12 protein-coding genes and 4 tRNA genes are annotated in these 13,303 nt (G+C 60.6%); 1 reads left to right on the top strand and 15 read right to left on the bottom strand.

Annotated elements, in window-relative coordinates; genetic code table 11:
* Positions 1–39: 39 nt before the first annotated feature.
* The 3 genes from J3P91_RS08990 to J3P91_RS08980 form a co-directional block, all read right to left on the bottom strand.
* Positions 40–681 (bottom strand): DUF998 domain-containing protein, encoded by a 642-nt coding sequence (locus tag J3P91_RS08990; RefSeq protein WP_434569148.1) that lies wholly within the window; start codon positions 679–681, stop codon positions 40–42.
* A gap of 818 nt (positions 682–1,499) precedes the next feature.
* Entirely contained in the window at positions 1,500–1,802 is a 303-nt protein-coding gene (locus tag J3P91_RS08985) for a hypothetical protein (protein ID WP_434569150.1), read from the bottom strand.
* 254 nt (positions 1,803–2,056) lie between these two features.
* Positions 2,057–2,133, bottom strand: a tRNA-Val gene (locus J3P91_RS08980).
* A gap of 183 nt (positions 2,134–2,316) precedes the next feature.
* Between J3P91_RS08980 and J3P91_RS08975 the strand changes: the two genes are divergently transcribed.
* Positions 2,317–3,600 (top strand): NAD(P)/FAD-dependent oxidoreductase, encoded by a 1,284-nt coding sequence (locus tag J3P91_RS08975; protein ID WP_434569203.1) that lies wholly within the window; start codon positions 2,317–2,319, stop codon positions 3,598–3,600.
* A 199-nt stretch (positions 3,601–3,799) separates the two neighbouring features.
* On the opposite strand, the gene J3P91_RS08970 is transcribed toward J3P91_RS08975, so the two are convergent.
* The 12 genes from J3P91_RS08970 to truA form a co-directional block, all read right to left on the bottom strand.
* A tRNA-Asp gene (locus J3P91_RS08970) sits at positions 3,800–3,876 on the bottom strand.
* Positions 3,877–3,965: 89 nt separating this feature from the next.
* Positions 3,966–4,042, bottom strand: a tRNA-Asp gene (locus J3P91_RS08965).
* Between the two features lie 58 nt (positions 4,043–4,100).
* A tRNA-Val gene (locus J3P91_RS08960) sits at positions 4,101–4,176 on the bottom strand.
* A gap of 167 nt (positions 4,177–4,343) precedes the next feature.
* Positions 4,344–5,117: an SDR family oxidoreductase gene (locus J3P91_RS08955; RefSeq protein WP_305495812.1), complete on the bottom strand. Its 774-nt coding sequence runs from the start codon at positions 5,115–5,117 to the stop codon at positions 4,344–4,346.
* On the bottom strand, positions 5,114–6,325 hold the full coding sequence (locus tag J3P91_RS08950; RefSeq protein ID WP_434603495.1) for an O-succinylhomoserine sulfhydrylase: 1,212 nt from the start codon (positions 6,323–6,325) through the stop codon (positions 5,114–5,116). Before J3P91_RS08950 ends, J3P91_RS08955 begins: the two co-directional genes overlap by 4 nt.
* 57 nt (positions 6,326–6,382) lie before the next feature.
* Positions 6,383–7,888 (bottom strand): amidophosphoribosyltransferase, encoded by a 1,506-nt coding sequence (purF, locus tag J3P91_RS08945; protein ID WP_434569205.1) that lies wholly within the window; start codon positions 7,886–7,888, stop codon positions 6,383–6,385.
* A gap of 41 nt (positions 7,889–7,929) precedes the next feature.
* Positions 7,930–8,490, bottom strand: coding sequence for a CvpA family protein (locus tag J3P91_RS08940; RefSeq protein WP_039593931.1), 561 nt, complete (start codon positions 8,488–8,490; stop codon positions 7,930–7,932).
* Between the two features lie 89 nt (positions 8,491–8,579).
* On the bottom strand, positions 8,580–9,248 hold the full coding sequence (locus J3P91_RS08935; RefSeq protein ID WP_434603493.1) for an SPOR domain-containing protein: 669 nt from the start codon (positions 9,246–9,248) through the stop codon (positions 8,580–8,582).
* Positions 9,232–10,539, bottom strand: coding sequence for a bifunctional tetrahydrofolate synthase/dihydrofolate synthase (gene folC / locus J3P91_RS08930; protein ID WP_434603491.1), 1,308 nt, complete (start codon positions 10,537–10,539; stop codon positions 9,232–9,234). The genes J3P91_RS08935 and folC overlap by 17 nt, the downstream gene beginning before the upstream one ends.
* Positions 10,536–11,456, bottom strand: a complete 921-nt coding sequence (gene accD / locus J3P91_RS08925; protein WP_434569208.1) for an acetyl-CoA carboxylase, carboxyltransferase subunit beta — start codon at positions 11,454–11,456, stop codon at positions 10,536–10,538. Before accD ends, folC begins: the two co-directional genes overlap by 4 nt.
* Before the next feature lie 265 nt (positions 11,457–11,721).
* Positions 11,722–12,345, bottom strand: coding sequence for a phosphoribosylanthranilate isomerase (locus tag J3P91_RS08920; protein ID WP_434603489.1), 624 nt, complete (start codon positions 12,343–12,345; stop codon positions 11,722–11,724).
* A 63-nt stretch (positions 12,346–12,408) separates the two neighbouring features.
* Positions 12,409–13,233, bottom strand: coding sequence for a tRNA pseudouridine(38-40) synthase TruA (truA, locus tag J3P91_RS08915; protein ID WP_434605041.1), 825 nt, complete (start codon positions 13,231–13,233; stop codon positions 12,409–12,411).
* Positions 13,234–13,303: the final 70 nt, after the last annotated feature.

The following is a 13,303-nucleotide window of genomic DNA, read 5'->3' as shown; positions in this document are numbered from 1 at the left end:
GGTAAGTATCCGCCGGGGCGGATAGGTTATGGCCGTCCCTTAACGGACGCTTGCCGGGGTCACTTCAGCACGAAGAGCGATCCATGCCAAGGCGGCGATCCACAAGACGCATACGCCATAATTAAGCCGTTGATACAGACCAAATCCATGCCCTTCGGCGAATGCCTTGGACATCATCGCTAATGTCACGACAGCCAGGATTACGCAAAGCATCGAGAACCTTCCGAATCCAGGTGACGACAGTAACCGTTTACCGAGAAAACCCCACAACACAATGGCCAGCGCCAGGGAGACGAACATGATCAACCCCGCCAGGTTATGAGCCTGCTGAGAGGTTGAAGGAAGTACCGGAGCACATCCCTGATCACAAGAAAAATAGCCTGCAGCGAAGCTCGCCAGGCCGTGGAGCACTATCAAAACGGCGCTGAACAGGGCGAGGCGCGATCCCCCGAAGTTGCGTATCAAACCTATCGCGAACAGTACGAACAGCACGCCCAGCGGAAAGTTATTCACCCAGGCGGAATAACCGTGCGTGGGAGCCCCTACCGCGCCCAACACACTCATCGCCTGGTCTAGATGGCTATAACCCGGATAGCCCAGCGACGTCAGCGCCACACCCGCGAACAACCAAAGAGGAATCAACAGCCCCATTCCCAGCAGTATCCGGTCAATGGTTTTCAAATACGACACTCCCTTTTTATGGCAATAGACCGCTCCGTTTCCTACGAAGCGCCTTCATGCTAGCGGGCGTCTGGCATGGGGGGTATCTATTTTTGCAAGCTAGCGGGTAGATGCGTCACCCTGTGGCCCCTTCGAACCATGGACGGTCATGCTTGCCGAACACTTTTTCGCCTATTACGAAAATGTTGTACATCGCTGCGCTAGGAATCTTATCGCTCATCCAGCCTTCGTCTTCCTTGAAAAAGGGAACAGATTTATTTTCTAGCCGGCTAGCAGTTCCAAGTGAATCCATTCGATGAGAACTCTCAGAACACCGGAGCAAAAAATAAATCCGTCCCCTTTTCTTGCTTATGAATATGTTGAGATGTCTTCAAGCTGAGGCCACGACCCCCGCAGTGAGCAAAACAACTCCCAAATACCAACCCCAGAGGAACACCTTCGCTTGTGAATCTTTCTTCGCATAGACATACACGTAAAAGGGTATGACTAAGCAGAGCATGGCCTGGGGTAACGAATTTTTGATGGCAACGCAGAAAATGACCAGCTGCATAGCAACCATTAAGCCGAGCCCCGACAGGAGCAAGTACATGACCATCCGATTACATCCATTTGAAAATGAGTGGTGAGTGTATCGGCGGCCCAATCAGAAACTAAAAGTCTGATAAGAGGGAAAAGGAAGGAAAAGGGAACAGATTTATTTTCTAGCGGCTGCCAGCTCCAAGTGAATCCATTCGATGAGAACTCAGAACACCGGAGCAAAAAAATCCGTCCCTTTTCTTCTTCTATAGAAGAAGTGGTTTCTTAAGAAAGGGCGGATCTCATCTCTTGTCGTGATCCCCGTAGGCATACCCCATCTTCTTGGTCATCTCCTGGCTCTGCCTGTGGTAGATGTCACTCAGCGTCCACCTCAGCCTCTCGTTCTCAGCCTTCAACGTCCCAATCTCCTTTAGTGCACTCCGGTACACGACGATCAGCCCTGCAAGCTCCCTGTGGGCTGCTCTGAGGTTACGGCGTGTCAGCTCCAGGTCTGAACAGAGTATGTCCACTTGATGCTTAAGCATCTCCTCACGGCTAGGTAGCCCAAGCTCAAAACCAGTGTCATCGATCAGATCGTCATGCATTGCCATCACACCAAATACTGTACAAATGAACAGTATCGGTACAACGAAAGACACTCAAGACAAGGAGGATGAACGGTGGTTCGGCGGGAATGAACGGGAGAAATCGCCTTACAAAAGCTCGCTAATCCAGCGTTCACATTGCCGATGTGAACGAACGCGATATTTTGTGAACGTTCTGCCTGAATCCGAAGCAACAAAAAAGGGCCCACCTTTCGGTGAGCCCTTCTAGACCGCCCAGCAGAGCGGATTTTGTTTGGTAGGCGCGATTGGACTCGAACCAACGACCCCCACCATGTCAAGGTGGTGCTCTAACCAACTGAGCTACGTGCCTGCTGTGAGGCGGCATTCTACGGAATTCCAAAAGGGTGTCAACACCTTTTTTTCACCTAACCCTATGAATATGCAAAATATTTAATTGCGCCAACGCGACCAAGATTTTGCGCCGGCTGGCGGCGGATTTTTATCTCGGGTAGGATCGGCGCATTCGTAAAAAATATAAAACAGAGGTTCCAGAATGGCGAACACATCCTACCCAGCGTCCTATTACGCCGCATCGGCGAATCCGGCGCCGTCGCGCCCTGCCCTGCAGGATGACGTCGAAACCGATGTCTGCGTCATCGGTGCGGGTTATACGGGGTTGTCTTCTGCATTGTTTCTGCTGGAGCATGGCTTCAAGGTTACGGTTGTCGAGGCGGCCAGGGTCGGCTTTGGCGCCTCGGGTCGTAACGGCGGGCAGATCGTCAATAGCTATAGCCGCGACATTGATGTGATCGAACGCAGTGTCGGCCCTCAGCAGGCGCAGTTACTGGGCAACATGGCGTTCGAGGGTGGCCGGATCATTCGTGAGCGGGTGGCGAAGTATCAGATCCAGTGTGATTTGAAGGACGGCGGTGTGTTCGCCGCTCTCACCGCCAAGCAGATGGGCCATCTGGAGTCCCAGAAGCGTTTATGGGAGCGTTTCGGGCATACCCAGCTGGAACTGCTGGATCAGCGGCGTATCCGCGAGGTGGTGGCTTGCGACGAGTATGTCGGCGGGATGCTGGACATGAGCGGTGGGCATATTCATCCGCTCAACCTGGCCTTGGGCGAAGCGGCGGCGGTCGAGTCGCTGGGCGGGGTGATTTATGAACAGTCGCCGGCGGTGCGCATCGAGCGCGGCGCCAGTCCGGTTGTGCATACCCCGCAGGGCAAGGTCAGGGCCAAGTTCATTATCGTGGCGGGTAATGCTTACCTGGGTAATCTGGTGCCTGAGCTGGCGGCCAAGTCCATGCCTTGCGGTACGCAGGTGATTGCCACCGAGCCGTTGGGCGATGAGTTGGCTCAACGTCTGCTGCCCCAGGATTATTGCGTCGAAGACTGCAACTACTTGCTCGATTACTACCGGCTGACAGGCGACAAGCGTCTGATCTTCGGTGGCGGCGTGGTGTACGGCGCGCGGGATCCGGCGAATATCGAAGCGATCATCCGGCCAAAGATGCTCAAGGCGTTTCCGCAGCTCAAGGATGTGAAGATCGATTACGCCTGGACCGGAAATTTCCTGCTGACACTGTCGCGTCTTCCGCAGGTCGGGCGCCTGGGGGATAACATTTATTATTCCCAGGGCTGCAGTGGCCATGGCGTGACGTATACGCATCTGGCGGGCAAGGTCCTGGCCGAGGCACTGCGGGGTCAGGCGGAGCGTTTTGATGCGTTTGCGGACCTGCCTCACTATCCGTTCCCGGGCGGGCAGTTGTTGCGTACGCCGTTTGCGGCGATGGGGGCCTGGTATTACGGGTTGCGGGATCGGTTGGGGTTCTGAGGCGAGTTCGACATTTCACCGAAGGGCTGCTTTGCAGCCCAGCGGGAGCAAGCTCCCTCGCCACAGGGGCTTGTTCCAATCTTCAAATCCCAGAAACAAAAAACCCCGGTCTTTCGACCAGGGTCTTTGCTATCGATTGGAAGAAGCTTTTCAGCTTTCTTCTTAGCTTCAAGGCGTTCAGTGGGCCTCGAAGCAGATATGGCGCAGCGGACGGGACTCGAACCCGCGACCCCCGGCGTGACAGGCCGGTATTCTAACCGACTGAACTACCGCTGCGTATCGCTGTGGACTTGCGTCCAGCTAACTCGTCTGATCAAAACCCTAAGGTTTGGATCTCGAACCAGGCGAACCTGCTTCGGAAAATATGGCGCAGCGGACGGGACTCGAACCCGCGACCCCCGGCGTGACAGGCCGGTATTCTAACCGACTGAACTACCGCTGCGCGTCGGTGGAGGCTTCTGACAGCTTCCATCTTGCTTTCGCAAGACTCTCAAGAAACATGGTGGGTGATGACGGGATCGAACCGCCGACATTCTGCTTGTAAGGCAGACGCTCTCCCGGCTGAGCTAATCACCCTTTGCTGCGTTGAGGCCGCGAAATTTACGCAGGTACCGATGCTAAGTCAATAGCAGGGTTGAGTTTTTTTCAAAAACAGCTTCGAGCGATAAGCTTCAAGCTGCAAGTCAGAAGCGTCAGCAGCACCAATCGCTTGCAGCTTGCCGCTCGCCACTTGCAGCTGCCGTTTATTCGTAGATCATTTTCTTGGTCATGCCACCGTCCACGACAAACTCCTGCCCGGTAACAAAACCGGCGTTGCGCGACAACAGCCACGCCACCATCGCCGCCACGTCCTCCACCGTGCCTACCCTGCCCGCAGGATGCTGGGCATGATCGGCGTCGGTCAACGGCTGTGCACGACGTTGCGAGGGGTCTCGCGCATCGATCCAGCCGGGGCTGACGGCATTGACCCGGATCTCCGGCCCAAGGCTGATCGCCAGGGCATGGGTCAGCGCCAGCAGGCCACCCTTGCTCGCCGCATAAGCCTCGGTGTCGGGCTCCGATTGCGCGGCGCGGGTCGAGGCCAGGTTGACGATGGCGCCGTTATGGGCACGCAGGTAAGGCGCGCAATGCTTGGCCAGCAGCATCGGCCCACCCAGGTTCACCGCCAGGACCCGGTTCCAGTGAGCCAGGTCGAGGCTTTCCAGAGTGATGTTGTGCGGGTCGGCAATGGCCGCGTTGCACACCAGCGCGTCGAGCCGGCCGAACTGCCCGAGCACTTCGGCGATGCCGGTGGCAACCTGCCCTTCATCCGCCACGTCCATGCCGATGAACCAGGCATTGTCGCCCAGGGCCTTCGCCACTCTGGAGCCGCGCTGGCGGTCCAGGTCGGTCAAGACGACCTGCCAACCTTCGCAGATCAGCCAGGCGGCAATGCCCAGGCCGATCCCCCGTGCCGCGCCCGTTACCAAGGCAACCCGGCCATGAGTACCGCTCGGCGGCGTTGCCAGCTCGATCACAAGGCCGCCAACCCGCGGGCCAGGTCGGCTTGCAGGTCCGCTACGTCTTCCAGGCCGACCGCGACGCGGATCAGGCTGTCACGGATGCCCGCTGCTTCACGCTCTTGCGGCGAGAGACGCCCGTGAGAGGTGGTGCTTGGGTGCGTGATGGTGGTCTTGCTGTCACCCAGGTTCGCGGTGATGGAAATCAACCGCGTGGCATCGATGAAGCGCCACGCGCCCTCCTTGCCGCCCTTGACTTCGAAACTCACCACCGCGCCAAAACCACGCTGCTGACGCGCCGCCAGGTCATGTTGCGGATGACTCTTGAGGCCGGCGTAATGGACTTTCTCGATGCCGTCCTGCTGTTCCAGCCACTCGGCCAGCACCTGGGCGTTGGCGCAATGCGCTTTCATCCGCAGGCCGAGGGTTTCCAGGCCCTTGAGGAAGATCCAGGCGTTGAACGGGCTGAGGGTCGGCCCGGCGGTGCGCAGGAAACCCACCACTTCTTTCATCTGCTCGCCACGACCGGCAACAACGCCGCCCATGCAACGGCCCTGGCCGTCGATGAACTTGGTGGCCGAATGCACGACCACGTCCGCGCCCAGCTTGAGCGGCTGTTGCAGTGCCGGCGTGCAGAAGCAGTTGTCGACCACCAGCATGGCGTCTTTGGCGTGGGCGATTTCCGCCAGCGCGGCGATATCCACCAGCTCGGCGAGCGGGTTGGACGGCGATTCGACGAACAACAGTTTGGTGTTAGCCTTGATCGCCGCATCCCAACCCGACAAATCCGCCAGCGGCACGTAGTCGACTTCAACACCGAAGCGCTTGAAGTACTTTTCGAACAGGCTGATGGTCGAGCCGAAGACGCTGCGCGACACCAGTACATGATCACCGGCGCTGCACAGGCTCATGACCACGGCCATGATCGCAGCCATGCCGGTGGCGGTGGCAACCGCTTGCTCGGCGCCTTCCAGGGCGGCAATGCGCTCCTCGAAAGCCCGCACGGTGGGATTGGTGTAACGCGAATAGACGTTGCCCGGCACTTCACCGGCAAATCGCGCCGCGGCATCGGCAGCGGTGCGGAAGACGTAGCTGGAGGTGAAGAACATCGGATCGCCATGCTCGGCTTCCGGTGTACGGTGCTGGCCCGCGCGAACCGCCAAGGTATCGAACGCTACACCTTCAAGGTCGCTGTCCAGCCGACCGGCATCCCAATCCTGACTCATGCTGCCACTCCTTCTATCGCTTGAACGCAAACCGGCCCCTCGGGGCCGGTTCGTTACTCAGTTGTTGTACAGATCGATGATCGCGCTGACCGCCTGGGTCTTGGCCTTGGACGCATCGTTACGGGCGTTCTCGATCCGGTTCAGATAGACCTCGTCGATGTCGCCGGTGACGTACTTGCCGTCGAATACCGCGCAATCGAACTGCTCGATCTTGATCTTGCCGCCACCGACCGCTTCGATCAGGTCCGGCAGGTCCTGGTAGATCAACCAGTCGGCGCCGATCAGGTCGGCCACTTCCTGGGTCGTGCGGTTATGAGCGATCAGCTCGTGGGCACTCGGCATGTCGATGCCGTACACGTTCGGGTAACGCACGGCCGGGGCCGCGGAGCAGAAATACACGTTCTTGGCGCCGGCTTCGCGGGCCATCTGGATGATCTGCTTGCAGGTAGTGCCGCGCACGATGGAGTCGTCCACCAGCATCACGTTCTTGCCGCGAAATTCCAGCTCGATGGCGTTGAGCTTCTGGCGTACGGATTTTTTCCGCGCGGCCTGGCCCGGCATGATGAAGGTGCGGCCGATGTAGCGGTTCTTCACGAAGCCTTCGCGGAACTTCACGCCCAGGTGGTTCGCCAGCTCCAGGGCCGCGGTGCGGCTGGTGTCCGGGATCGGGATGACCACGTCGATGTCGTGGTCCGGACGCTCGCGCAGGATCTTGTCGGCCAGTTTCTCGCCCATGCGCAGGCGCGCCTTGTAGACCGAGATACCGTCGATGATCGAGTCCGGACGCGCCAGGTAGACGTGTTCGAAAATGCACGGGGTCAGGCTCGGGTTGGTCGCGCACTGGCGGGTGAAAAGCTTGCCGTCTTCAGTGATGTAGACCGCTTCGCCCGGTGCCAGGTCGCGGATCAGAGTGAAGCCGAGCACGTCCAGGGATACGCTCTCGGAGGCGATCATGTACTCGACGCCTTCGTCGGTGTGGCGCTGGCCGAACACGATTGGGCGGATGCCGTGCGGGTCGCGGAAACCGACGATGCCGTAGCCGGTGATCATCGCCACTACCGAATAGCCACCGACACAACGGTTATGCACGTCGGTTACGGCGGCGAACACATCTTCTTCGGTTGGCTGCAGCTTGCCGCGCTGGGCCAGCTCGTGGGCGAACACGTTGAGCATCACTTCCGAGTCGGAACTGGTGTTGACGTGGCGCAGATCGGATTCGTAGATTTCCTTGGCCAACTGCTCGACGTTGGTCAGGTTGCCGTTGTGCGCCAGGGTGATGCCGTACGGCGAGTTGACGTAGAACGGCTGGGCCTCGGCCGAGGTCGAGCTGCCCGCTGTCGGGTAGCGCACATGGCCGATACCCATGTGGCCGACCAGGCGCTGCATGTGACGCTGATGAAACACGTCACGCACCAGGCCATTGTCCTTGCGCAGGAACAACCGGCCGTCATGGCTGGTCACGATACCGGCAGCGTCCTGGCCGCGGTGCTGGAGCACGGTTAGCGCGTCATACAGCGCCTGATTGACGTTCGACTTACCGACGATACCGACGATGCCACACATGCGACGCAACCCCTACTTAATGGATCTGAACTGAACAACACTCACTGCGGCGTTTTGGCCATCGGCAAGAGCTGTTCCTTGAACGGTATTTCAGCGGGTACGCTGATACCGCTGGCAAGCCACTGACTGCTCCAACCCAGGATCAGGTTCTTGGACCAGTCTGCGACCAATAGAAATTGTGGCACGAGCCGGGACTCCTGCCACCACGTATCCTGCTGTACCGGCCCCAGGCTCAACAGCCCGACGGCCACGACCACCAGCAACGCGCCACGCGCCGCGCCGAAGGCCATGCCCAGGAACCGGTCCGTCCCGGAAAGCCCGGTGACGCGAATCAGTTCGCCGATCAGATAATTGATCATTGCGCCAACCAGCAAGGTGGCGATAAACAAGATGGCACAGCCTGCGATGACGCGGGCCGACGGTGTTTCGATGTATCCGGCGAGGTACTGGGACAGCGAGCCACCAAACATCCAGGCCACGACTCCCGCAATGATCCAGGTCAGCAGCGAGAGCGCTTCCTTGACGAAGCCGCGACTCAGACTGATCAATGCAGAGATGGCGACGATTGCAACGATCGCCCAGTCAACCCAGGTAAATGGCACGGTGCAGCCTACAGACGGATAAGGCGGCGCATTTTAGCAGAGCGCAGGGCTGTCGGTAAGCTGCGTGATTCAAATCAGCCAAATGGCGTTCAACCACGCTCCGGCTGGAAGCGCACCACGAAACCCTTGAGGTTTTGCTGGCGATTGAGCAAGTCGCGCAGGCGGTCAGCCTCGGCACGCTCGATCAGCGGACCGACAAACACCCGATTTTTGCCATCGGCGGAACGGATATAGGCGTTGTAACCCTGGCTGCGCAGGTTCTTCTGCAGTTTTTCCGCGCTTTCGCGGCTGGTCAGGCTGGCCAGTTGCACCGACCAACTGACCGACAGGCCATTGGCATCGACGCGGCTTTGCGTGGTGTCCGGTTTCGGTGCCGCCGTGATCGGTTGGGTCGGGGCTGGCTTGACTGCCGGCGCTGCTGGAACAGGCGTCGGCGCGGCAGCCGGTTTGCTCGGCGTGGCCGGAGCCGGTGCGGTCGGCGCGGGCGCAATGGGCGCAGACGGCGCGGCAGGTTCCTGAGCCAGTTCCTCGTCACTCGGAACAGGTTCCTGAGGCAATGCTTGCGGCTCGGGCACCGCCACCGGTTCGACCTGCACCGGCGGCACGGCGGGCGCCTGGGGCGCAGCAGGTGCATCAACCGTGACCTGGCGCTGCTCGTCCTGACGGGAAAACAGCATCGGCAGGAAGATCACCGCCAGGGCCACCAACACCAGGGCCCCGACCATGCGCTGCTTGTACGCCTTATCCAGCAATGCCATCTGCAGCTTCCTCCGAGGAGCGCCGGGCCAACCATTGAAGGGCCTCGGCTACGCAAAAAAATGATCCGAACAACAGAATCTCATCGTCGGCCGTCGCCAGGGCGCACTGTCCTTCCAGCGCGTCGGCCACACTGGCGTAAGCATCAACCGAAGCGCCACGACCCTGCAAGGCTGCCTGCAACTCGCTGGCCGGACGGGAACGCGGCGAATCCAGCGGAGCGACGGCCCAGTGCTGGACAGTAGCATCCATGGCATCGACCACGCCATCGAGGTCCTTGTCGGACAGCAGCCCGAACACCGCCAGGCGCTTGCCCGGCACCGGCCGCCGCGCCAGACGCTCCGCCAGGTACTGGGCCGCATGGGGGTTGTGGCCGACATCGAGCAGCAGGTTGAGACGCTTGCCCCGCCAATCGAACGAACGACGATCAAGACGACCGACGACGCGAGTCGCCTGCAACGCCTGGACAATCCGTTCCGCGTCCCACGGCAGATCCGCGAGCAAATAGGCCTGAAGCGCCAGCGCAGCATTTTCCATCGGCAGGTCCAGGAGCGGCAGGTCATGCAGCTCCACCGGGTTGCCCTTGGCGTCACTGCCGCGCCATTGCCAGTGCTGCTCGGTCATGGCCAGGTCGAAATCCCGCCCACGCAGAAAAAATCGGCAATCAAGCTCGCGAACCTTGTCGAGCAAGGGCTGCGGTGGATCAAGGTCGCCACACAGCGCAGGCGCGCCCGGGCGGAAGATGCCGGCTTTCTCGTAAGCCACGGATTCGCGGGTATCGCCCAGGTAATCGGCATGGTCCACGCCGATACTGGTGACCAGCGCGATGTCCGCATCCACCAGGTTGACCGCGTCCAGCCGCCCGCCCAGGCCGACTTCCAGCACGACCGCATCCAGGCCGGCGCGGGCGAACAGCCAGAACGCCGCCAGCGTGCCCATTTCGAAATACGTCAGGGAAGTCTCGCCCCGCCCGGCTTCCACCGCCGCGAAGGCTTCGCACAGCTCGGCATCAGAGGCTTCGATGCCATTGACCTGCACCCGCTCGTTGTAGCGCAGCAGGTGCGGCGAACTGTAGACACCGACACTCAGGCCCTGGCCCCGCAACAGCGAAGCCAGGAAGGCGCAGGTCGAACCCTTGCCATTGGTGCCGGTAACCGTGATGACCCGGGGCGCCGGCCTGGCCAGTCCCATGCGGGACGCTACCGCTTGCGAGCGCTCCAACCCCATGTCGATGGCGGATGGATGCAACTGCTCAAGGTAGGCAAGCCAGTCGCCCAGGGTACGTTGGGTCATAGGCCTGCAGGCACCGGCGGAACCACGATCGGCTCGATAGGCGTGGCGACGAACTTCGGCGTCGGCAGGCCCATCAGTTGCGCCAGCAGGTTGCCCAGGCGCGGGCGCAGTTCCTGACGGTGAATGATCATGTCGATGGCACCGTGCTCAAGCAGGAATTCACTGCGCTGGAAACCTTCCGGCAGTTTTTCACGCACGGTCTGTTCGATCACGCGAGGGCCGGCAAAGCCGATCAGCGCTTTCGGCTCGCCGACGATCACGTCACCGAGCATCGCCAGGCTGGCGGAGACGCCGCCGTAGACCGGGTCGGTCAGTACCGAAATGAACGGAATGCCTTCTTCACGCAGACGCGCCAGCACCGCGGAGGTCTTGGCCATTTGCATCAGCGAGATTAGCGCTTCCTGCATCCGCGCACCGCCGGATGCGGCGAAGCAGATCATCGGGCAACGGTTTTCCAGGGCGTGGTTGGCCGCGCGAACGAAGCGCTCGCCGACGATCGCGCCCATGGAACCGCCCATGAAGGAGAACTCGAACGCCGACACCACCACCGGCATGCCCAGCAGGGTACCGCTCATGGACACCAGCGCGTCTTTTTCGCCGGTCTGTTTCTGGGCGGCGGTCAGGCGGTCCTTGTATTTCTTGCCGTCGCGGAATTTCAGGCGGTCCACGGGCTCCAGTTCGGCGCCCAGTTCAACGCGGCCTTCGGCGTCGAGGAAAATATCGATACGGGCACGCGCGCCGATGCGCATGTGGTGGTTGCACTTGGGGCAAACGTCCAGGGTCTTTTCCAGCTCGGGGCGGTAAAGCACCGCTTCGCAGGATGGACATTTGTGCCACAGACCTTCAGGCACCGAGCTTTTCTTCACCTCGGAACGCATGATCGAAGGGATCAGTTTGTCTACCAACCAGTTGCTCATGCTTCTTTCTCCAGTACCGGCGGCCCGAACGCTCTGGTTCGCGGCCCCGCGTATGCCCTTGAGCTCAAATTCATTGTGCGGCGAGGGTTGCGGACCGTCGCGGTCAGCGCGAAACATGACCTGCGTCCAGCCCCACCATCCCCTGCCATCCCGACAACCGCTGCACGGCGATTGCCACTACGCTATCGGCCCGCCCGGAGGCGGCGCCTGCCTGCTTTGTACAGTGCAGGTATGGACGGCGGCAGTCTGCCAGCCGTCACATTGGCTACTGGCTGCTGCGCACAGCAGCCATGAATGCGCGAATCTTCGCCGGATCCTTGAGGCCCTTGGCCTGCTCCACGCCACCACTGACGTCCACCGCATAGGGGCGGACCTGGGCAATGGCTGCCGCCACGTTGTCCGCCGTCAGGCCACCGGCGAGGATGATCGGCTTGGCAAGATCTTGCGGGACCAGCGACCAGTCGAACGCTTCGCCGGTCCCGCCGGGAACGCCCTCGACGTAGGTGTCCAGCAAGATCCCGCTGGCACCGGCAAAGGCCTCGCAAGCCGCGGAAATGTCGTCGCCGGCCTTGACCCGCAGGGCCTTGATATAAGGGCGATGCCAGCCTTCACAATCGGCTGGCGTCTCGTCGCCATGGAACTGCAACAGCGCCAACGGCACCGCATCGAGTATCTCCCCCAGCTCGCAACGGCTGGCGTTGACGAACAGACCGACCGGCGTCACGAATGGCGGCAAGGCCTGGATGATCGCCCTCGCCTGCTGCACCGTCACCGCCCGCGGACTCTTGGCGTAAAACACCAGCCCGATGGCGTCCGCCCCGGCCTCGACCGCCGCCAGCGCGTCCTCGACGCGAGTGATCCCGCATATCTTGCTGCGAACGACCGGCATGATGGGGAAAACCTCAGGCAATTCCATGAAAGTCCCGGATGGTAACAAATGCAACGGAAGGCGTCAGCCGTCGAGTTCCGAGAAGCCTGTCAGGAAATGTGGCCCGATGTAACGCTCCGGCAGTTCGAACTCATCGTGATATTCCACCTGCACCAGGTACAGGCCAAACGGATGCGCCGTGACGCCTCCGGAACGACGGATGCGGCTTTCCAGCACTTCCTTGATCCACTCCACCGGTCGCTCGCCTGCGCCGATGGTCATGAGCACGCCGGCGATGTTACGCACCATGTGATGCAGGAAGGCGCTGGCACGGATGTCGAGCACGATCATCTTGCCGTGACGGGTCACGCGCAAGTGATGCAGCTCCTTGATCGGCGATTTGGCCTGGCATTGGCCGGCGCGGAAGGCGCTGAAGTCGTGGACGCCGACCAGATATTGCGCGGCCTCGGCCATGCGTTCGACGTCCAGCGGGCGGTGGTTCCAGGTGATTTCTTCGTTCAGGTGCGCCGGGCGGATCTGGTCGTTGTAGATCACATAGCGATAACGCCGGGCGATGGCCTTGAAGCGGGCATGGAAATGCGCTGGCATGGCCTTGGCCCAACTGACGCTGACATCGTGCGGCAAGTTGATATTGGCGCCCATGACCCACGCCTTCATCGAGCGCTCGACCTGGGTATCAAAATGCACCACCTGCCCGCACGCATGCACGCCGGCATCGGTACGCCCGGCGCAATGTAGCGACACGGGCGAGTCGGCGACTTTGGACAGGGCATTTTCAAGGGTTTCCTGCACCGTCAGGACACCGGAGGCCTGACGCTGCCAGCCGCGATAGCGCGAGCCTTTGTATTCAACGCCCAGGGCGATCCGGAAAAAGCCGTCGGCCGCCATTTCTGCGGCCGGGTTGTCTATGTTTGCCAAGGAATTACAGCCTGCTGAGGTACGCAAAGGCGGGCATTAT

The sequence above is a fragment of the Pseudomonas sp. Z4-7 genome (assembly GCF_051131965.1).
Taxonomy (GTDB): domain Bacteria; phylum Pseudomonadota; class Gammaproteobacteria; order Pseudomonadales; family Pseudomonadaceae; genus Aquipseudomonas.
The sequence above is the reverse complement of the archived record's forward strand: the minus strand, read 5'-3'. Positions and strand labels throughout refer to the sequence as shown.